Genomic DNA, 21,933 nt, shown 5'->3' on the forward strand with positions numbered 1-21,933 from the left:
GCTATCTCTCCACCCGCCTTACTACATGAAATGCCTCAGCATACTCAATACCCACCTCATTCCCACGTTTGCGGGCGAGGTTTCTCACCCCGTCTACACTTCTAGGGTGCGGGTAGTTCCTTAGTTCAGACTGATAACACTGCAAAGCCTGACATTTGTGTTCCAGGGTTTGCGCCACATCCACCCAACAGTTGGGCATAAAGGTCGTTGCCGCCTGATGCCATGCCCTTTCTGTTGACGACAGCACCTCAAAAGTACGGATTTCAGCGGGGGAAAAATCAGGGGGATTACACCGCGCCCCCATCATTACCGCTTCAAAGGTGCAGGTATGGTCCCAATTATAGTCGCCAGGGTGGTGGGTAAAAACCAGATCAGGCTTTACTTGGGCCACCACATGGGCCACCTGGTGGGCGATATCAGCTTTGGCTACGGTATCCATCCGGTTGTCCGGGAAATCAAAACTGATGACCTGCTCAAAGCCCAACTGACGGGCGGCATTATCCCGCTCCACCGCCAACTGTTGCTGGGCAGCTCGATGATGCTCATCCAGGGCATCGGCGGACTCTGCTCGCCCACCCACCCCTTGGGTCATCAACACCAAGGTCGCTTGCCAACCTTGGTGCTGTAGCTTGGCTACCGTGGCACCGCACCCCAACACTTCATCATCTGGATGGGCCGCTACGACTAATAAACGCTTTTGTTGCTCTTGTATCACGACAGATCCATCGGTAGAAATTGAGCGCCCTTAACGCAGGCGTTGTTTAAACTTTTTAGGGGCCTATGCTACCATAGCCGTTCCGACAGCAACAAGCGGTGGGACAGTGTTCGCTAAAGAGAGCTATGACACCGCACCTTTGCGCTTACAACCTTAACCTCTCACGACCTTTAAGCCAGAGGATACCCTATTGAGCCCGGCCGAGCAGGTTTCTCCCCCTCTTTTTACATGCCATGCTTTTTCGCACCCCCCCAAAGTTGAGCTGGCGGCAGCCCCTTATCTCTGCCCAGCGGCCATACAGGTCAAGGTGGATCAGGTGTGGCAAACCCAACGACAACAACGGGGAGAGGCCCTGACAGATGGCCCCCTTTACCATTTGGCAGAGATCAGCCCGCAGCAGCTGCTTATTCAACCTAGCCGTTATCGTTACTATGTGGCCCGCCTACACAACCCCCACTGGGCAGAGCAAGGGTTGAGTATTCAACCTTTGGCGGTCACCGCCCTACTCCATTGTCAGGATGGTATTATTTTGGGTCAACGATCCGAGCATGTCATCACCAACCCTCTGCACTGGGAGCTGGCACCCGCCGGTGGGGTTAATCAGCCGGATCCCCAAGGTGCCTTGTATGAAGAGTTGCGTGAAGAGTTGGGCTTACAGGCTGAGCAGTGCCATGCCTCGACCCTATTAGGTTTGGTTGGCAACCGAGAAAATGGGGTGCATGATCTGCTCTATAAACTCTCAACCAACCTCAACGCCCAGGCCATTATGCAATCCCAGCAACAGCGGGGTACCCAAGAGTATCAACAGCTGGCCTGCCTGCCACCCGATCAGCTCCCCAGTTTTTTAAAGAAACACCGTCATCACGTGGTACCAGAGCTTATTCCCATGCTCACTTTGGCGCAGTTACTGCCCCCAAGCTTCTCTCTTTCTCAGGCGTGACACAGAACCCTCTTTGTCAAAGCCCCTCTGTTTCCGCTATAATCGGCCAATTCTTTCGTCCACCACTGTGATTGCCAACCTTTGGTGTACGATATTGGCCCTAGCCGATCTCTCCCTTTTGCTTCCTCTGCAAGGCGAGATAGGTGTTCGAAATATAGAGTGAGCCTGTGTGATGCCAAATCCCATGATCCGCCCTTTTGATCACGATATTGACCTTAACAATCAGACGATCCTGGTAACGGGAGGCACGGGCTCTTTTGGCCGCTATTTCATTAAAAAGCTGCTAAAGATCTGCAAGCCTAAGCGGTTGATCATCTTCTCCCGTGATGAGCTTAAGCAGTATGAAATGCAAAATGATCCTGAGCTGGCTGGCCATAGCTGCCTCCGCTTTTTTATTGGTGATGTCCGGGATCGTTCCCGTTTAGAGACCGCCTTGCGGGAAGTGGATTATGTGATCCATGCCGCCGCCATGAAGCAGGTACCAACGGCAGAGTACAACCCCATGGAGTGCATCCATACCAATATCATGGGGGCCGAAAATGTGGTTCAAGCCTCTCTGGCTAATGGCGTGAAGCGGGTTATTGCCCTTTCAACCGATAAAGCGGCAAGCCCGATCAATCTCTACGGGGCCAGTAAGTTGGCCTCAGATAAAATTTTTGTGGCCGCGAATCATATGAGTGGCAACATCGGCACCCGTTTTTCTGTGGTTCGCTATGGCAACGTGGTGGGTTCCCGTGGTTCTGTAGTCCCCTTCTTCCAACGTTTGGTGGAAGATGGCATTAAAGAACTGCCCATCACCGACCCCCGTATGACCCGTTTTTGGATTACGCTGGAACAGGGGGTTAACTTTGTTCTTTCCAGCCTTTCCATCATGCGTGGTGGTGAAGTCTTTATTCCTAAAATCCCCAGCATGCGGGTTGTGGATCTGGCCAAAGCCTTGGCACCTGGCACCCCCCACAAAACGGTGGGCATTCGCCCAGGGGAAAAGCTGCACGAAGTGATGATCACCGAAGATGACTCCCGTAATACGGTTGAGCTGGATGATCGCTATGTGATTGAACCCATTATGGTTGGCTGGCCACGCACCTCTTTCCTGGAAGATCAAGGAAAGCTGGTTACCGAAGGCTTTAGCTATACCAGTGACAACAACAGTGAGTGGTTGGATTCTGAAAACCTCTTCACCATGATTGGTCAGAGCAAAAAATGAGTAGCAACCGCCCTTTTTTACCCTATGGTCGCCAAACCATTGAAGAGGATGACATCGCGGCGGTCACCCAGGTACTTAAGGGCGATTGGCTGACCGGGGGTCCTGCTGTTACAGCATTTGAAGAGGCCCTGGCTACCAAGGTTGATGCCACCTATGCGGTGGCATGTGCCAATGGTACTGCAGCGCTCCATTTGACCATGCTGGCCTTGGACATTGGCCCGGGGGATGCGGTGGTGGTACCCACCCTCACCTTCCTGGCGACCGCCAATGCCGCACGCTATGTGGGGGCAGATGTACTGTTTTGTGATGTTGATCCACACACGGGGTTGATGACCGACCAAACCTTTGCTCAGGCTCTACAAAAAGCTGGAGACCGCAAGCTGCGTGCGGTGCTACCTGTGCATTTAAACGGTCAAATCTGCCCAGATCTGGCGCAGATCCATCACCGTGCCCAAGCCCATGATATGGTGGTTATTGAAGATGCCTGCCATGCGCTAGGTAGCCTGCAGTTGGGGGAAACCGCGCATCAGGCCGGGGCATGTCGCTATTCAGATATGACCGTTTTTTCATTTCATCCGGTTAAAACGGTTGCCATGGGGGAAGGTGGCGCCATTACGACCCATAATGCCAAGTTGGCCAAGCGCTTATCCGACTTCCGTAATCACGGTATGGTTCGTGATGTCGAAGCGTTTATTCAGCCCCAGGAGGCCCTGGATGATCAAGGGCAAGCCAACCCTTGGTATTATGAGATGCACCAACCCGGCTTTAACTATCGGGCCAGTGACCTACACTGTGCTTTGGGGTTAAGCCAGCTGGGCAAGTTGGACCGTTTTGTCCAAGCGCGCCAACATCTTACGCAGCTTTACACTCAAAAGCTGGCCCCCCTTGCCCCCCTCATAACCCCAACGCCTATCACCAAGCAGAACCAACCCGCACTGCACCTGTATGCGGTCTGTATACATTTTGATCAGCTGGGATTATCCCGTTCTGAGGTTATGCAGGCTTTACGCGCAGAAGGTATTGGTACACAGGTTCATTATCTACCGGTGCATCGCCAACCTTATTATCAAAAACTGGGATCTTGGGAGCTACCGGGTGCCGATCACTATTATGCAGGCTGTCTCTCCCTGCCCCTCTACCCGGCTATGCAAGAAGAAGATGTTGATCGGGTTGTTGCTGCCCTTAAACAGCTTTGCCAGCGCGCTTGAACCTACCACAACGACCTTCGTAACAACCTAAACACCACCAAGAACATACGCCGACAGAGATATCCATCAGCAATTAAGGGTCGTTCCTGATCTAGAAAAAAAACCATAGGGGACAACAACCTCCCCCCCCTATTGCCGACGCCCCCTTTTAGCTGGAAGCCCCACCCTCATCAATGGCCGACTGAACACGGCTACGATAGAGCAGATAGATCACCACACCCGGCAGGGAACAGATGGCAGAAAGAATGCGGAATGCTAAATACAGTGAAGCATAGCTAAAGATCACACTGCCCCCATCCAGCATACGGCACACTTGGTCAAAAGCGGCCTCACCCACCCCGAGCCCACCAGGGGAGACAGGCAACAGAGTTGCAATCCAAGCCCACGGTGCGGCAAAGAGATAATCCAAACTATCCAGCGGAGCACCCGGGACAACCACACTGGAAAAGAGGATAAAGGTACCAACAGCCAAGGTGTGCATAACCATGGAGAGCAACAGGACAATTAACAGCGTAAGCATATTACGCCGATAGATACGCCCCGCCTGTACCATACGTTGAATAATGCTGTAGATCGGCCCTTTTAACTCACCATTCACAATTCTTTGAAAATAGACCACCCGCCTTGCCAGCCGATACAGCACCACAAACGTGACGGGCAACAGTGTAATAGAGAGCACGCAGACCCACCATAAAGCATTTAAAATAGGCTGCTGCGCTAAGTTTTCTTGCTGAAAGATACCAACGACGGTTCCAATACAAAAAATGGAAAACAGAGCTACAAAGCGGTCCGCAAATATGGAAACGGCACCTTCTGTACGTTTTTCTGGGGCATTTTGAAACGTATACCCCGCCCGTACAAGGTCAGCCGTCAACATACCACCAGGCATAAAGGTGGTGAAAAAGTTGGTAATAAATACAATTTGTACCGATGAGAGCAGGCTCACCCCCAGCTGTTTAATGCGCATAAGCAGCCACCAACGAAAGGCCGCCACAAAAAAAGCACTGAGCAGTAGGACCATTGCCATGACCATGGTCATGGGGGCATCCAATAGCGCCGGGATGGCACCTAAATCCAGTTTATCCTCTTGGATCAACCAGATAATGGCTGCCGAGGCAATCGCCAACTTTAAGATAAACAGTGCAATTCGCTTCATAATTTCGTCCATCTCGACATGGTGTCGACGCAACCAACAACTCTACCTGGCACACAACACGCTTCTATTCAACCAGCATAACCTTGCTGATTTCTAGCAAGATTCGTACACAGTGACTATACTCGGCTCAAAGCAGCTCTATGGGTACCATGGTATTTTCATAGCTGAGCGCGTAAAGTATGAAAAATCGATGATTGATAAACCTGTAAGGCCACACCTATGCAAGCGTTTTTATTGGTGAAGCTCAACCATATCGGTGACACGCTGATCCTGACCCCAACCATCCGTTTTTTAAAATCGCGCTACCCAGATTGCGCCATTGATGTGGTGGTACGGCGTCAATGTGAGGGGGTTTTGCAAAATAATCCGGATATACGGCATTTGATTGCCGTGGCCAGCCCGGATCGTAACAACCGACGTTTAAGCCAAGTGATTTCTGAACATCTTGCGCTGCTCAAAATTCTCTTCACCAATCGCTATGATTATGCCTTTGACCTGTCCAACTCCGACCGGGCAAAAGTCTATCTTTTTCTGTCCGGTGCACGTGTACGTGGTGTTAATCAGTGGCGAAATGAGATGGGCTGGAAACGCAAACTGCTCAATGCTTTTTCTGATTTTGCCTGGGCCAGAGAACATCAGGTTTTGAAGGACTTTAATACCGTCACAGAGATTATGTCTATTGAAGGCAAGCCTGGCCCGCTGCAGATCAATACCGACATTGATCGCCCTGCCCTCGAGCAAAAGCTACCGGATTTTCCCTGGCAACACCCCTATGTGGTCATCCACCCCACCAGCCGTTGGCGCTTTAAGCAGTGGATTCCTGAACGCTGGGCGGAGGTCGCGGACCGGTTATCTACCGAACAGGGTTTGCAGGTGGTCTTCTCCATTGGACCAGGCGAGCAGGAGCATAAGGATCTACTGGCCATCACCCAACACTGCCAACAGCAGCATCACACCATACTTGGTGTGTTGCACCTACGCGAACTGGCTTACGTTATGGAGCGTGCTCAACTGTTCATGGGGGTAGATACAGTGGCCATGCATATGGCTGCTGCGGTACAAGCACCTACGGTTGCCCTGTTTGGCCCCAGTTCTGAATGGAGCTGGTCCCCTTGGCAGACCCCACACCGCTTGGCCTTAGGCCCTTGTAGTTGCAAAAAAACCCGTCAGTTTATCTGCGATAAGAGCAAGCCCTACCCATGTATGGAAGCGATACAGGTCAGTGAGGTTCTGGAACTTGCCACAACCGTACAGTCTGAGACGGTTGTGCCGGAAGCACAAGAGAGCGCAGACCATGCCCAATAACACCTGCCTGCTTTTTATTCAACAACGCCCCAATAAAGGGGGGGCACAAACCTGTTTGGCACGCCTGTTAGGGCAACCCCGCCTACAAGCACGCAACCCGATTGTGGTCACCGCTTCTACCGGGTGGTTTACCGAACAGTGTGACCGAATGGGGGTCACCCATTTTCAAGTGCCTTTTCCCCGCTCCCGCGCCCTAAAAGGGCGGCTGTGGCAAAACCGACAGTTTGCCCGCACAGTTCACCAAGCACTGCAGCAGAAGCAGCGACACCCCCTATGGGTGCATGGCAATGATCATTGGGAAGGGCTGCTCACCCAAGCAACCGCCAAACAGTGCCACGCCAAAAGTGCGCTGTTTCTCCGCTCTCCAGGCATGACCCAGCGTGACTACGTTAAATATCACTGCCAATGGCCTGATCTTGTCTCTGTGGTTGGGGATGAACTTCATGCACGGGCATGCGGTTGGGACCAGAACCGGCCCTTTGCCCTTATCCATGATGGCATTGACCCCGTTGAGTTCCTACCCCTTAAAGCCAAAGCCCCTGCGTTCCCTAAACGTATTCTGGTCATTGGTTCTCACCTGGACTGGAAGGGATGGGCAGACCTGACAGATGCGGTCTTTCAGCTGGAGCAGAACGGCTTGGATCCCACGGTTGAGTTTCACTTTACCGGCCATGCACCAGATCCAGCCAGTAACGACCTAAAACTTGAGAGACACCAAGAAAAACGTTTTCAATTCTTAGGCTTTACCGATGCCTTCCAAGAACGCGTGTTGCGCTATGATCTGGTGATTAATCCATCCAGGCAGGAGAGCTTTGGCATGGCCGCACTGGAGGTCATTGCGGCAGGGGTACCACTGTTGAGTAGCCGAAGTGGTATTATTGAACAGGTGATCGAGGATGAACGGTTTTTGTTCAAAACCCATGATAGTCAGGATTTTGCGCGAGCACTGCGCCAGTTAATGGAGAACTGGCCAGCATGGGAGAGCGACTGGAAAGCAGCCCAAGCACGGATACTGGCACGCTTTAGTGTCGATCAAACTGTCGACAAGCTATTAAAAGCGTACCAATCCTTTGAATAAACAGGGGAACAGGCAGCCGCTAAACACGACGTGCCACAACATAGAGATCATCCCCACCCCAGTAGCGACCCAGCAACAGGTTGCGCAGTCCATAGATCACTTTCCGCTTTAATGAGAACACACGATCGGTGTGCTCACCATGGGAAACAACCTCCCATCCGTTACGCTGAAGTAATTTACTCAATGCGGAAACCGGATATGGACGTACATGGGTGGGATCACGCCAAAAGTCGCCAGATGCCCGGCGTAGGTTGGCCATATTGGGGGTAATCAGCACCAAAACCCCACCTTCCGAGGTGACCCCATGGAGCAACCCCAACATCCGATCCACCTGTTCAGGAAGAAAATGTTCCACAATGTGGGATGCCATACATCCGTCAAAGGCCGGGCCGGTATGGTTGGCAAGACGCTCAAACAGATCGCCTTGTTCAATCGGCAGATCACGGGCCTGCATGCTTTTACACAGCTCTTTATCCAGCTCCAACCCCTGAGCAGGAATGTTTGCCGCCACCATCTCTTCTAGGAAAAAACCCTGCCCTGAGGCAACCTCCAAAACATTTTTACAGTTCTGAAAATGTGGGATAAAGGGTTTGAAGTAGCGCTGAGCAACTTCACGATCTCGGTGATCTGGAATGTGCATGTCTGCCATATCCTGGATGATGTTTGGCGGGTAAAGTGCGCTTAACAGGTAGAACAGCCGCGCTTATTCAAAGCAGGTCAGCGCAGAAGCACCTCCCCCACATGGACCACGCTTTAAGCTGACGAAAGCAACTATAGAGCATCACTTGCGCCCTAAGCAAGGCATGAGCATCACCCCATCCAACCCACACGGGTGGCATAGATGGGGCTAAACCACAAGGCCAACCCACACAAACCGTATGCACGATTGCTCTGCACAACGTCAGCGCACGTTACCCCTTAATCGCAAAGGGCGTCTTAGCTTTTGTCGAAGCGGCTTTCCAGCTTCTCTGATTTATCCGAACGTTTTACAAAGGCCATCATAACATGCACGGTGTGCAGATCTTCCAGGGTAACATCGGGCCGGGTGCGATGAATATCTTCCAGAACTTCATTCAAATCGACATCCGCATAGCGCTGTAACTCAGCCGGGACAACAGGGGTACGCCCATCGTTGGATGCTTCACTGGGGTAGAGCCGCTCTGCACCCGCCAAAGAGAGACCATGCTTTTGAGCCGCCGCCACATAATCTGCCACCGTTGGGCGTCGGGCATCTTCATGGAAGTAGTCATACTTATTTAACATGTCGTCGGCATGCTCTGGGTAGTGTTCACGGAAGTAGCGTTCCAGCTCTTCACGATCAAGCCGCTGACACGCGTAGGGGAAATCACCATAAATGGTGGTGGAGTTGGCCGGAAACCACCAATAATCCGCCAAGAAAAAGAACACCCCATCTTCTTCTAACAACTCACTGACCTTGCCAAACAGGCGGTCATAATCGAAGTAACAGATGGCATTAAAGGCGGTGATCAGATCATACTGCTCTTTCTGATCATACAGATCCCCCACCACAAACTCATCAATACCCGGCATCCGTCGTAAGCGCAGGTTCCATACCGATGAGTGGAAGTTGGTGTGGTAACCATATTTATTGATATTTTTACGGAACACATGCCACTTGGCCGGAACCGGCAACCATTTGGAAATAGCCACATCAAAACGGTATTTCAAATGGTAGAGCACATGTAACCAAGCCGGAAATACACCACGATAATCGACAATATCAATACAGCTACTGGTACGCACTTTACCTTCGGCGCGCAACAAGCTGGAGACCACCCCTTCGGCCCCCCCCAGATCCAAACTACGTTTGTATTTGCGGCCTTGCCACAAACCCAAACGTGTTAACAGATCGGCCATCATTCCATAGGTGAACATATCCTGAAAAGTCAGCGGAAAGTTGACCCGTTTTTTGCCACGGGTTGCACTACAGCTGGTCTTAAACCGCCAATTGCGCCGGTGCCCTTCACGGTACCCAGAAATGAACGGAATTTTACGCCCGCCAGAAGTGGTAAAATGGTCCATAATCGTAAGTTCTCCGATGAAGAATAGATACGCTAACCATACGGTTTAATCGTTACAGCTCATCCAACAGCTGCTTGGCCTGTTTGACGTCAGATGGACGAATGGTTTTGGTGTGCGTTAACCAGCGTTGATGGTAGGCACTGCGTTTAAACAAACGCTTAATGGACAACAAATAGTCATGCGCATAGTGGTGGTTAAACAGGTTTTTAAGCTGCAACTTCCACCCACGGCTCCGATCCCTAGAGGTCAGTTGTGACCAATCAGGCTCAGGAGCACCCTGTAAGGTTTGGGCAATAAGGTCGGCAATTTTCTCGGTTGAATCCCCATCCAAGTTACCACACCACTCCTTCAAGTGGGCATGTCGCTCACCCTCGAAGTTGGCTTGGGCCCCGTCGACCATTTGTGCCTCGGTCATCGCCACCACATCATCCAGATCTTCACAGATACAGTCCATCTGGGCATGTTCGTCACTATAGAACATGGGGTGGCGGTCAAACACCAGGGTCATGGTGGGTCGGTTTACCACCCAGCTCTCCAAGCCTGTGGTGCACTTTTCACAGGTCATCACCAAGTCGGAACGGTGAATCAACGCAGCAATGGGAGAGTCAGGATCAAACGAGACCCGCTTGGCCACATCAGCAGGCAGAGCCGCCAGAAAGTCGAGATAAAATTGTAAATCTTCTCGGGGGTGGGGGCGTAAAATAAGCCGAAATTTGCCGGATTCCGCCAACCGCTTAAGATAGGCCATCGCTTTGGCACGACTGGCGTGGTTACCGTTGATAATGGACCAGTAATCTTTGTAATAACTGATCTTATCTTTCCAATTTGCAAACAGGGCATCCCCAGCTTCTGGGGGCATATCCGCATATTTGGCGTAGACAAAGCGGGTACAGAACAGAACCAGAGGCTGCTCGCCCTCGGGTGGCGGGGCGGTTTCATAAATATTAACCCAGGGCTCAAAGCACAGGTCAAAGCGCGGCACACCCACCACCTCTAACCGGGTTGTTTCACCAAAACCACTCTCTTCCAGCGCCTGTTTAAAGGCTTTGTGCCAACAGAAGAAGATATCCATATGGGCATTGCTATGAAAGCGCCCAGCATTGTAGGCCATCTCTTCTTTGTCGTACATCAAGCCTTCATTGGGCAAAACCCCAACCTTAACGCCCATCTGCGACATACGCTGTGAAAAATCCGCCAAATGACTGGCCACCAAATGATTAAAGACAATCATATGGGGCTTAAAGGCGGACAGCGAAGCACGGAACGCTTCCAAGGGCTGTAAATAACAGTCGATACCCTGTTTTTTCAGGTGCTGAGCAATCAACGCCAGTGAATTCAGGTCTCGTTTACGGTCATCTACGAGTAAAACAACACGTTTATTAGTCATCGGATCATGGGATGTTTGCTGAGCTCAGGATTGAGCGGTTCAACCTCACTGTTATCACCGGTCACACAGTTACGGCACAGATTGGGGCTCCAATCATCTTCCAGATGCTGACGACGGATCTCTTGCATGCGCGGACTGTTCCAGGCCTCCAGCATAGACATACTGGATAGATCTTCTGTGGTCAGCAGGTTCTGATAATCATTGCAGCAAACCCGCATATACCCTTCGTAAGAGATGGAGATACGGTTAAAGGGTAAGGCACAGTGGGGATCAAAAGTTGCGATGGGTAGTTCAGGATTTTGTCCCGAGACATTCACCGCAGTGATCAGATAAAAATCATCGACATATGCGCCGATGGTCTCTTTTAACTGGGTAAAGCTAGGGCGGCTCTCATCGGTGGCAACAAAAGAGATAAACAGCTTAAGATCGAGCTTATTCTCTTTGCGGTAGCCATCCACAAAGCGGATGGTCTCCAACACCCGGTCAAAATGATCTTCACCATGAACCGCTTGATAGACCTCACGGGTACCACCATTGACTGAAAATTTAATCGAGTCCAGCCCCGCATCAATAATACGTTTGATCCGGTCATGCCCTGCACCAGTACCATTGGTGGTGGTGTAGATATATTCATACCCAATACGCTTGGCCTCTGAGACAAACTGCTCAAGCTCTTTGCACAACAAAGGTTCAGCACCGGCGTAGAGCCCAATTTCACGAGAGCCCGTCTGATAGGCCTGTTCAATAAGCCGAACATAGAGATCCAGCGCCATCACCCCTTTTGGACGGGTCATCATACGATGCGCACAAAAGGTACAGGCATGGTTACAATGGTTGGTAACCTCAATGAGCAGTTCACGGGGAAACTCAGGCTTGACCACAAAGTGGGTCGCTTTTTTAAAAGCCTCAAACCGGTCGGAAACCTTCTCTTTAATGACCTTGTCCTGGTCCATTTTTCTACTCCACCACAGCCATCTATTACGCAGCTAACGTAGACAGACAGCGGGTTTTTTCTGTCAATAAATGATGTCTGCCTTAACCAGTTTGTGGTTAAAACGACGTGTTGTTGAAGTCACCCCTGCCTTTACAAGCAAATGGCCACAGTGAGAGGCAATGGCTCTAAAAGAGAGAAGTAACAGGATCTTACGTAAGAACGACCACCCAAGAGGGGAAAAAGAGGAAAGAACCATCTACGCCCCTGCTGCAGATCGCGCAACAAAAACGGGAGTGCTCACACATAGAGCCGGACGACCAGGGCTATGGTCCTGAATGCTTAACCCTCAGTATGCGTGGACAGGTAGAATCCTAAAGCCCATCAACGCCACGACATATTCCAGCACTTTGATAACCAAAAAAAATACCACCCTACCCCTTAATTTGTCAACTCTCGAGCCACGTCACCAGACCCCAAGAAATACTAATCCACCCCAAGTAGAACACCCCCATCAACCAGCCAGCCACACACCGAGTCTAACCGCCCAGACACCAAGCCAGCCGGTTTGCATGAGCCGTAAACCGCGGTTCAAACAGCCCCCACACAACCGCCATCTCTCAGCGGGCTGGACCAACAGATTCACCCGCCTCCCACTCGGTTAGCCAACCCCCTGCTCAACCATCACACCTTCGGTATGGTATCAGACACCCCTTTTAGCATCTGCTCGGCCATGAACAGATCAAAGGCGTCATCAATATCCACTGAAGCTTCAATGGGCATTATGTAGGGAATTAAGGGCTGTGCATAGTACGAGCGGGCCTGTTGAAAAGCCTGGACATCCAGCACATGGATCGCCCCATTCGGGCGGTAAGCCGACGGCATTTGCTGCGATCTTTTACCCACATGCTCAGGAAAAACCGGCACCAAATGCCCAGCCTCATCCACCTGCTGCGCTGCAAATGGGGTATGGGAAAAAGGGGAAACACTCATCAAAAACTGACCATTGCGTTGATCAAACAGCTCATAAGCTTCACGAATATGGGCCGAGGTTCGGAAAGGACAGGTCGGTAATAGGAGCGTAATGCGCTCATACTGCTCCCCTTGCTCAGCCAACACATCCAGAGCATGCAAAGCTACATCCACAACCCCTGCGGGGTCTTTGGCCAAATGCTCAGGCCGCATAAACGGTACATCCAACCCCAAGCCACGGGCGACTCGGGCAACCTCTTCCGATTCAGTGGAGAGAATAATCCGGTCACACACACCACTCTCTTGAGCAGAGGCATACGCCCACTGGATTAAGGGCTGGCCACCCAGGTGTCGAATATTCTTCTGTCGAAGACGGGTCGACCCCCCTTTGGCTGGAATAAGACAGAGATTACGCGGTTTAGACATAGGACGCACACTTTTGATCAGGAGGATTGGTTCTATAAAAAAAGAGAGGGCGTCTCTCTTGTCACCAACAGAGCGCCCTCTTTTTTACCACATGCGATCCATCTGCACGCTTTAGATCACGCGGAAGGTGGGAGAGAACTCATCCAACACCGGTACGCCATGCTTAACCGGGGGGTTATCCAGGTTGTAGTACAGGTGACGGTACCCATCAGAGAAAGTCCGCTGATCGGCCGGTACCTGCTTAACACGGGCGGCTTCTACCTCAGGTGTTGCCGCATGCCGGTGCACAGCATCCTTAGGTGTCCAGACACCATCTTTGCTCTTTTCCCAAATATCCAGATCCCGCATCGGCTCAATATAGCCGTAGAAATCTTCCACACTCATGCCCATGAAATCACAATACATAGGCAGGGTGGACGGGGTGCGTGCATCGTACTCTTTAACCAGTGCCTGCCCCTCTTCACGGGTCATGCGGCCATGGCGGACCTCCATGCTGGCATCGTCGGTACCCCGACCATAACCAAATTTAAGATACTTCAAGTAGTCATGCACATCGTTGGCATGATCTTCAATTTTGCCATGCAGGTTAAAGGAGCGCTCTCGTTTATAGGTGATGGTGCCAAAGTCCCAGGTATCGATCATATGCTGGGCATGGTCGGTGGCGTTCCAGTCTACAAAATTACTGATGTATAGACCCCGCACACCCACACGGGCAATATCTTCATCACTGGGGTAGATAAAGGGCGCAATATCCTTTTCAGTAATCCCCTCATGACCGATCAGATCTTGGGGTTCATAACCGCGCATATCGTGCTCTTTACGGGTCCACTTGGTATGCTCAACAAAATCTTCCAGCGTGACCAAGCCGGTAAGCTCAGCAAAACCATGCTCCCCCAAAAAGACCAAGGGAATGTTGTATTGAACAGCAGCCTGGAACGGATAGGTACGGATACCCGCGTGGTAGTGCCAGGTAATATCCCCTACGGTTTTAACCATATGCCGTGACAGACGGCGAGCGGCATCCAGACCAATGGTGTAGCGCACCATGTCACAACCCGACTTATGCACCAAATTTTCCAGGTTGCGGTTACCTGCTGGCGTATTAAAAGCATGGTTGTAGGTCACCAACAGCGGGTTAAGACCATACTTTTCCTTTAACAACCAGACCTGATAGTGAGAGTCCTTACCGCCACCCACAGGAATAATACAGTCATGACTGTTACCACGTTCCCGGCGGGTGCGCTTGGCCTCATCCACCAGTTCCAGCAACATCTCTTCCCGCTCATCCCAGTTTACCTCAAGCTGACCACGGCTCTCATGGTAGCGGCAGCCCGAGCACACCCCTTCTTCATCTAAAATGATGGTGGGCTTGGCATTTTCGGGATACATACAACGGTTACAGTACTTCATGAACAGACTCTCTTCCTATGTTCCAGCGATCTTTCTATCGAAGTGAAGAATGCGCAATCTTGACTTCGTATATTTGGCAAAACATCACCAGCCCAGCCTCCTAAGTTTCTTAAAACCAAGATCCTTAAACAGTAGACAGGCCAAACACCATGATGCGCTTAATCACCCCTACAAATCAGCCGCTAAGGTTGGTTGCTTAAACCAACCAACGCCCCTCTTGGCGAACAGCTATCCCACTGCGCGCCAAATGCGCTTTAGCTCGGCGGGTACTCTGCTCGGTATAGTGTAAAATATTGGCTGCTGCACAGGCGTCGGCCCCTGCATTTAACCCTGCAACCAGATGATCCCAACGGAAAACACCACCAAAGGCGATCACAGGCATCTGTGTTGCCCCGCTGACCTGCTCAATGGTCTCCAGATCATAGCCTTTACGGTTTCCGTCATGATCAATAGAGTTCACAAACAGCTCACCAACCCCCAGTGTTTCCGCGTGTTTGGTCCAACTTACGGCATCTTTACCGGTATCTACGGTACCACGGTCAACACGTACGGTCGCCAGCCCCTCGTCATTGCGTTTAACATCCATGGAACCAACAATGCACTGTCGGCCATATTTGGCGGAGAGCTGCTGAACCAGTTCGGGTTGGTTGTGTAGAATGGAGTTGACCACCAGCTTATCGGCCCCGTTGCGTAACAACGACTGGGCATAATCCATATTGGTCACCCACCCACCAGCCGCCAAGGGGACAAAGCAGTGTTCAGAGATCTCCGCCACAACTTCCGCAAAGCGTGCCTGACTGTCAGGCTCCTTGGTGACGTTGAGCATAACGATCTCATCCACAGACCATTTACTAAAGGCCTCGACCGCATGCATCGCTTCCGCATGGATGACATTGGTATGGCGGAATTTAATACTTTGCACCACCTGCCCATGACGAAGGATCAAAACGGCTATAAGACGATGTTTTAACATAGATTACAGACTACCTAAGCTGAGAAAGCATCAATGGTCAGCGCATTTTTAAGCATGGTCAGCCCCGCCGCTTGACTTTTTTCTGGGTGAAACTGCATACCCAAAACATTATCCCGCCCAATAATTGCGGCAAAACGGTCACCATACTCACACTGCGCCAGAACATGGGCTTTATGAAGAGGGTTGGCATGGAAGCTATGGATAAAATAGACATCCACCCCTTCTTCAATCCCTTCAAATAGCGGATGTTCCACACTTGGGTGGAGGGCATTCCATCCCATATGGGGAATCTTCAAACCATGTTCTGGACTAAAAGGACCGACTTGCCCAGGGATCCAACCAAACCCTGCATGTTCCCCCTCTTCAAGAGAGCTCTCACACAAAAGCTGCATCCCCAGACAAATACCAATGAGCTTACGCCCTTTGTCCACATGTACTCTTAACGCATCCCCCAACCCGCTGCTGTTAAGGGTATCCATCGCAGAGGCAAACGCCCCAACACCAGGAAGGATAATCTGTTCAAAATCCTCCACACGGTCAGGATCATGAATAAGGGTCCCCTCAAAACCGATCTCTTTAAGGGCGTTCATGACCGAACGGATATTACCAACGCTGTAATCAATCACACCTATGGAGGGATGCGCCATCAAGCCACCTCAAGAAAGATCGGTCCAGGCCAGTGCTTCACCAGCCTTTTTATCGCCAGCCAAACGGGTACCCACCACCCGGTCTAGCTCCTTGGGGGAAATCCCCAACCCAGGCCGACGGTAGGTTAAATCAGCTTCTGTCAATACGGTTCCAGCCGCAACATCATTGGAAACACAGATGGAGCGCCGCACCAGTTTACGCTTCTCTTTCTCTTCCTCATGCATGACCCGGCGGCTGCGTCCCATGGCGATCTCCACCTCACGCAGCACTTCGATAAAGCGGCGCATTTCGGGTGGTTCTAGTGAGAACACATGCTCAACACTGCGGGTGGTACGATCCTCAGTGATGGTTTTTTCCACCAAGTTGGCCCCCATGGCAATGGCCGCCACATCCATTTCCCAACCCGGTGTATGGTCCGAGTAAGCAACGGGGTAGGGGAACATACGCTTCAGGGTGGGAATAACATTCAGGTTAATGCTCTCCAGACGCGCGGGATAACCTGATGGGCAGTGATGGATAATGATATCTTCATTACCGGTTTGGCGAATGATATCAATGGCCTCTTCAATCTCACCGATGGTGGCATTACCGGTATCCAGCTGCAGACACATACCGGTTGCGGCCGCTTGTTTGATCAACGGAAAATGATCCACGTCGGCCGAGGCAATTTTAATGGAGTGACAGCCCAACTCCGCCAGAAAATTAACCTCATCTTCAAAACCAGCCGTGGCAAAAAAGGCCAGATCCAGGGCATCGCAGGCTTTTTTAATCTCCCGCCACTCATCCTTATTCAATGCCCGACGGCACAGGATGTCATACAGGGGCTCGGAGACATCTTCCAACTGACCGGTCTCTTTATCCACCAGGACCTGATAGCTGAAAAGTTGTTTACGATCCGCCACCAAACGATCAGGATCCAGAATCTGGAACTTGACGGCATCTGCACCAGCCTCAGCGGCCATGCGAACCAGTTTTTTAGCTGACTCTACCCCATCATGGGTAGGACCAGCCTCATAGGTGACAAAGCAGGGGGCGCCATCGCCCACGGAGCGGGAACCGAACTGAACCATCCTGGTTCCTCCTTTTCGGTCAGAAGAGGTACAACGCAAGACCCTGTACGGAGACCTCCGAACAGGGGAAGGTAAACCGCAGAGGATCTACCTGATTTCCAAAATCATTAAAGGCTCAACCTCTCAGGTAGAGCCCTACCCCGTGCCGCGATGCATCACCCTGTACGATCACACCCCAGGGGCATCCAAAAAACCTAAGCGACACAGGCGCTGCAAGTATAGCAACACCCTACACACCCCCACAAGTGCCCACGCAGGAAAAACAGACCCACGCCCTAGGGGGTTTGAACAATACGCTGTGCCAGCGCCTGAGCCATTTTTTCATGTCCAAGATTTTTCATGTGGGTGCCATCTTTAAAAAGGGTATCTGGGTTTTCACCTTTGAACAGATGGTACATGGAGAGAACCTGCACCTGATCATGTTTTTCAGCCAGACTACTGGCCAACACTTCCAAATGATCAATCGCTTGCAAACGCTGCCCCTCAGGCTTGGAACGGTCTCGGATGGCCTGCACCACTAAAATCACCTTCACACCTGAAGCCACCATCTTTTCAACGGTCTGCGCCGTCACGCGGGCCAAACGTTTGTTCCAGCGGGCCACGGTCTGTGGGTTGGTCATAGCCCGCACTTCCGCATCGGCATCGCTCACGACTTGGCTGGCACGCAGAGCTCTGGGTAGCCACTTCCAGTAAACCTGCTCCGTTTTGGCTTCATAGAGCCGGCGCACCACAAAGCTCTTCATCAACCAATTGTCCGGGCTCCACCCCGTAAAGGCTTGGGCCCGCTTCCACTCACGCTCATCTTCAAACTCATTGGAGCTATTTAAATGATAAACAACCCAGTCACTATTAAGCCGGATCATTTGGGAAACAATGGGGGCCAGCCGTCGTGCCCCCTGCCCCGCAACCGCGGCATTAATACCCTGTGCCTGAACACCGTGGGCGGCCAATGCGGGTTCAATCTGCTTAGCATAACTGCTGCCGAGGCCATTCCCCCTTGGGACCGAATCCCCAACCACGGCCACACGTAGGGCCGTGCTCTTCAAAGGAAATGTCTGGGAACGGTAGCGGCGACCACCGGTACGATACAGCTTGGCTTGGCCATCCTCAATTTTCAGCCCAGAAGCCTCATCATACCCATAACTAAAGCGCCCCTGCTTGCTCGAGGCGGCAAAGATATCTACCGCCACCTCCACCACCACCAACAGCAGCACAAGCCCCAGCACCAAGGGAGAAACGTAGCTTTTAATCACAGACCACACCGCTTAACCCTTTTTCATCTGGGTATCAAACTGGATCTCACACAGCTTGGCATAGGTTCCCCCATGGGCCAGCAGGGTCTCATGATTGCCCACCTCAACAATACGCCCTTCATGCATCACCACAATGCGGTCAGCATTGCGAATGGTCGAAAGACGGTGGGCAATAACCAGCGTGGTGTACTGAGACATCAGCCGATCCAGCGCCTCCTGCACCAACTGCTCACTTTCACTATCCAACGCACTGGTCGCTTCATCCAAAATCAATACAGAAGCGGGTTTGAGCAAGGCTCTGGCAATGGCAATACGCTGCCTCTGGCCACCTGAGAGCTTAGCCCCTTTATTACCAATCATGGTATCCAAGCCATCGGGCAGCTGCTGAACAAAGGCTTTGGCATTGGCCGCCGCCAGCGCTTCCCACACCTCATCTTCACTGGCCCTTAACTTGCCATAGGCCACATTGTTGCGAATACTGTCATTAAAGAGCACATTCTCTTGGGTCACCATGGCAATCTGCTGGCGCAGAGATTTCATGGTGACATCACGAATATCCACCCCATCAAAGGTAATCCGCCCCTGCTGGGCCTCATAAAAACGGGGTACAAGGTTGGCCAAGGTGCTTTTACCACAACCACTCTGCCCCACCAGCGCGACTTTTTCTCCCACCTTAACATGCAGATCAATCTCATGCAGAACAGGGCCTTCACTCTCTTGATAGTGAAAACCGAGCTGTTCAAAACGCAGCTCCTGGGACAAAGGCTTTAACTTACCGGCCCCTTCCGCATTGGCAATGAAGGGCTCTTGATCCAAACGCTCAAAAACACGCTGTGCAGCAGCCAACCCGGTTTGCAGACCATTGTAGAGCATGGTGATGCGCTTTAGGGGGCTATAGGCCATCATTAAAGCGGTTAAAAAGGAGAAGAGTGTACCCGGTGTCGTCTCCCCATTAACAATGGCGTGGGCAGAGGTAAGAACAACCAGGGAGATGGCAATACCCGCCACCATATCAATAGAGGGCTTGGAGATCGAATCGATAAAGGCTGAGCGAAGATTATTCTTTAGCACACGCTGACTGATCCGCCGAAACACCCCATGCTCGTAGCCTTCCATGCTATAGGCTTTTACCACCTTCACCCCGGCAATGGTCTCCTCCAGATGGCTGGTCACATCCTCCATCAACTCTTGCTGACGACGGCTGATCTTGCGCATTTTGCGGCCAAAGATGTAGATCAGGACCACCGCTAGAGGCACCCCTAACACCGAAACCCAAGCGAGCTCAGCGGCCCGATAGATCACCACACCAAACAGAAAGAAAACGGTTAGAACTTCACGACTGATATCCGCCAAAGAGGTAGAGACAACCCGCTTTAGCTGGTCAATATCAAAAATCATACGGGAGATAAAACTACCGGTTGGCTCTGAGCTAAAGCGCTCCATATCCAAATGCAGAATTTTTTTATACAGACGCACTTGAAGCAGGCGAACAATCTTAAAGCCCAAACTTTTCATCAGGTAAGATTGCAGAAAAAAGGAGACCCCACGAACGATAAAGATCCCCATAACCACCAGGGGAATAAGCGTAACCAGGGCGGCATCCTTCTCCATAAAGACATCGTCAACCAAGGGCTGCACCATAAAGGCGATGGCCCCATTGGTGCCAGCCAACGTCCCCATACAGAGCAATGCAATGATCAAATACCAGCGGAAAGGCCAGATGAGCGACAAAAGACGACGGATAAGCTGGGTATCTCGTTGCACAGTAAAATCAACCTTACAGAGTATGGCCCTGCAGTACTAAAAGGCCTTAGCCAGAAAAGCCCATATCCTAGCACGCCACCCCTTAAGCTGCACATGATTAAGACTTAGGCGACCTTCCGGTCTCGTACGATGATATGGGCTTATTCTGCAAACGGTGCGCAACACTTGCCAAACACCTTGGCAGCCCCCACCCTAACTTAGTGATGATCGAGCCAATCCAAAAAGAGATTGTGCTCCAGATCAGGCATATCATCCAGTGATTCAATAGGTTGAAAGTTACCCCCATCACGCAGACTATCAAACCAAGCCGGAACACGCTGGTTGTAGAGGGTACTCATGCCAAAACCGGGCTTCTCTTGTGACATCACAGGCAAGGGTTGAATGGCCAGACTTGCTGGCCCCAAAACATTGGCCGCATAGTGAGAAAAGCTGGACATGGGGGTGGCAATCACCACAGGTGTGGTGGCTAAGGCAAACAGATCCAAAACCGGGTTGGAGGCCGAGGCGTGGCCGCCTCCAGCATTAAAGGAGCCCGTGGCCAATGAGGGTAAAACTTGAAATTCCTGGCGTAAAAGCGCCTCTTCTTCAGAGCTGAGATTATTATGGCTTAGAAAAAAAGCCACCTGACCATAGCGTTTTTTCATCTGCGCCATGGCGTGCTGGTACCACCACAGAGGAACCTGGGGATGACGGGTGGCGTGAATATCATAGCGGGAAGGGTCACCTTGCTGAAAATCCCCCCGTCGGATATGCACCCCAACCACCACCGCATCACCCGCATGGGCAAACAGTTCACGTAACCTTGCCCGCCCCGCGGCCTTCAACCGTACCCGGTCCATGGCCGGTCGCAGGTAACGATCCAGCACATCAGGATCCCCACCAACCGTGCCCCGTTGAATTAAGACCCGATGCTTACCCAGTTGATGATAAAGCTCCGCAGAAGGGTCCCGTATTTTAAGCCCCATCCACTTATCAATGGGGTTATAACGCCACGTCCGAGCCCCTTCGATCTCAAGCATATCCATCTCAGGCCAGTCGATACAGACTTGATGTCCAAACTGATCCTCACAGGCAAAGCAGAGCACCAACCCCTCTAAACGATTACAAAGGCCTGTATAATTGCTGCTCACAATTCTTTTAAACCACATGAAGATACCTTCTTCCTGATAACAGACCCATCGCCAGTGCGGGCGCCATCTCAAAACATCCCGATACAGATGTCAAAAAGACCTTAAAACGCCGGAATCACCCTTTAAAAGCTGCCATACATGAGGGACGAGACACAAAGATCTCCGTGCATGAAAAAAAGGGCACTCACACACCTAAGGGTTTAAGGCAGGGCCATTAACAGTATGTTATAGAGCAGCGCTTCGCGCGTTCAATGAAAATTCGAGCCCCATTCAACACCGCCCGCTCTGGAACCCGCTCAAGGGGTATAACTCGCCCT

19 protein-coding genes are annotated in these 21,933 nt (G+C 51.5%); 5 read left to right on the top strand and 14 right to left on the bottom strand.

Going from position 1 to position 21,933, the window contains the following annotated elements:
• Position 1 precedes the first annotated feature (1 nt).
• Positions 2-715, bottom strand: a complete 714-nt coding sequence (locus V5T57_RS01200; protein ID WP_332889320.1) for a PIG-L deacetylase family protein — start codon at positions 713-715, stop codon at positions 2-4.
• A 190-nt stretch (positions 716-905) separates the two neighbouring features.
• On the opposite strand from V5T57_RS01200, the gene V5T57_RS01205 reads away from it, so the two are divergent.
• From V5T57_RS01205 to pseC, 3 genes are all read left to right on the top strand, one after another.
• Entirely contained in the window at positions 906-1,655 is a 750-nt protein-coding gene (locus tag V5T57_RS01205; RefSeq protein WP_332889321.1) for an NUDIX hydrolase, read from the top strand.
• Between the two features lie 172 nt (positions 1,656-1,827).
• On the top strand, positions 1,828-2,862 hold the full coding sequence (gene pseB, locus V5T57_RS01210; RefSeq protein WP_332889322.1) for a UDP-N-acetylglucosamine 4,6-dehydratase (inverting): 1,035 nt from the start codon (positions 1,828-1,830) through the stop codon (positions 2,860-2,862).
• Positions 2,859-4,070: a UDP-4-amino-4,6-dideoxy-N-acetyl-beta-L-altrosamine transaminase gene (gene pseC, locus V5T57_RS01215; protein ID WP_332889323.1), complete on the top strand. Its 1,212-nt coding sequence runs from the start codon at positions 2,859-2,861 to the stop codon at positions 4,068-4,070. Before pseB ends, pseC begins: the two co-directional genes overlap by 4 nt.
• Positions 4,071-4,218: 148 nt before the next feature.
• Here pseC and V5T57_RS01220 read toward each other — a convergent pair whose 3' ends face one another.
• The gene (locus tag V5T57_RS01220) at positions 4,219-5,226 is read right to left on the bottom strand and encodes a lysylphosphatidylglycerol synthase transmembrane domain-containing protein (protein WP_332889324.1); all 1,008 of its coding nucleotides are present in this window, start codon (positions 5,224-5,226) and stop codon (positions 4,219-4,221) included.
• Positions 5,227-5,445: 219 nt separating this feature from the next.
• Here V5T57_RS01220 and rfaQ point away from each other — a divergent pair, with 219 nt between their 5' ends.
• Both rfaQ and V5T57_RS01230 read left to right on the top strand, forming a co-directional pair.
• Positions 5,446-6,531, top strand: coding sequence for a putative lipopolysaccharide heptosyltransferase III (gene rfaQ / locus V5T57_RS01225; protein ID WP_332889325.1), 1,086 nt, complete (start codon positions 5,446-5,448; stop codon positions 6,529-6,531).
• Positions 6,521-7,609, top strand: coding sequence for a glycosyltransferase family 4 protein (locus tag V5T57_RS01230; protein WP_332889326.1), 1,089 nt, complete (start codon positions 6,521-6,523; stop codon positions 7,607-7,609). Before rfaQ ends, V5T57_RS01230 begins: the two co-directional genes overlap by 11 nt.
• Before the next feature lie 19 nt (positions 7,610-7,628).
• On the opposite strand, the gene V5T57_RS01235 is transcribed toward V5T57_RS01230, so the two are convergent.
• The 12 genes from V5T57_RS01235 to V5T57_RS01290 form a co-directional block, all read right to left on the bottom strand.
• Entirely contained in the window at positions 7,629-8,249 is a 621-nt protein-coding gene (locus tag V5T57_RS01235) for a class I SAM-dependent methyltransferase (protein ID WP_332889327.1), read from the bottom strand.
• Positions 8,250-8,545: 296 nt separating this feature from the next.
• Positions 8,546-9,652 (bottom strand): methyltransferase domain-containing protein, encoded by a 1,107-nt coding sequence (locus tag V5T57_RS01240; protein ID WP_332889328.1) that lies wholly within the window; start codon positions 9,650-9,652, stop codon positions 8,546-8,548.
• 52 nt (positions 9,653-9,704) lie between these two features.
• Positions 9,705-11,039 carry a surface carbohydrate biosynthesis protein gene (locus V5T57_RS01245; RefSeq protein WP_332889329.1) on the bottom strand — a complete coding sequence of 445 codons (1,335 nt, stop codon included), beginning with the start codon at positions 11,037-11,039 and terminating at the stop codon, positions 9,705-9,707.
• Positions 11,036-11,992 (bottom strand): radical SAM/SPASM domain-containing protein, encoded by a 957-nt coding sequence (locus V5T57_RS01250; RefSeq protein ID WP_332889330.1) that lies wholly within the window; start codon positions 11,990-11,992, stop codon positions 11,036-11,038. The genes V5T57_RS01245 and V5T57_RS01250 overlap by 4 nt, the downstream gene beginning before the upstream one ends.
• Before the next feature lie 662 nt (positions 11,993-12,654).
• Complete coding sequence (locus V5T57_RS01255; protein ID WP_332889331.1) at positions 12,655-13,368, bottom strand: acylneuraminate cytidylyltransferase family protein; 714 nt, start codon at positions 13,366-13,368, stop codon at positions 12,655-12,657.
• A gap of 111 nt (positions 13,369-13,479) precedes the next feature.
• Positions 13,480-14,778, bottom strand: a complete 1,299-nt coding sequence (locus tag V5T57_RS01260; RefSeq protein WP_332889332.1) for an N-acetyl sugar amidotransferase — start codon at positions 14,776-14,778, stop codon at positions 13,480-13,482.
• A gap of 196 nt (positions 14,779-14,974) precedes the next feature.
• Complete coding sequence (gene hisF, locus V5T57_RS01265; protein WP_332889333.1) at positions 14,975-15,751, bottom strand: imidazole glycerol phosphate synthase subunit HisF; 777 nt, start codon at positions 15,749-15,751, stop codon at positions 14,975-14,977.
• Positions 15,752-15,765: 14 nt separating this feature from the next.
• Complete coding sequence (gene hisH, locus V5T57_RS01270) at positions 15,766-16,398, bottom strand: imidazole glycerol phosphate synthase subunit HisH (RefSeq protein WP_332889334.1); 633 nt, start codon at positions 16,396-16,398, stop codon at positions 15,766-15,768.
• Positions 16,399-16,407: 9 nt separating this feature from the next.
• The gene (locus tag V5T57_RS01275) at positions 16,408-17,469 is read right to left on the bottom strand and encodes an N-acetylneuraminate synthase family protein (RefSeq protein WP_332889335.1); all 1,062 of its coding nucleotides are present in this window, start codon (positions 17,467-17,469) and stop codon (positions 16,408-16,410) included.
• A 275-nt stretch (positions 17,470-17,744) separates the two neighbouring features.
• The gene (locus V5T57_RS01280; RefSeq protein ID WP_332889336.1) at positions 17,745-18,731 is read right to left on the bottom strand and encodes an SGNH/GDSL hydrolase family protein; all 987 of its coding nucleotides are present in this window, start codon (positions 18,729-18,731) and stop codon (positions 17,745-17,747) included.
• Between the two features lie 3 nt (positions 18,732-18,734).
• Entirely contained in the window at positions 18,735-20,486 is a 1,752-nt protein-coding gene (gene msbA, locus V5T57_RS01285; RefSeq protein WP_332889337.1) for a lipid A export permease/ATP-binding protein MsbA, read from the bottom strand.
• Between the two features lie 197 nt (positions 20,487-20,683).
• Positions 20,684-21,634 carry an O-fucosyltransferase family protein gene (locus V5T57_RS01290; RefSeq protein ID WP_332889338.1) on the bottom strand — a complete coding sequence of 317 codons (951 nt, stop codon included), beginning with the start codon at positions 21,632-21,634 and terminating at the stop codon, positions 20,684-20,686.
• Positions 21,635-21,933: the final 299 nt, after the last annotated feature.

It is taken from the genome of Magnetococcus sp. PR-3 (assembly GCF_036689865.1).
In the GTDB taxonomy this organism is placed as follows: domain Bacteria; phylum Pseudomonadota; class Magnetococcia; order Magnetococcales; family Magnetococcaceae; genus Magnetococcus.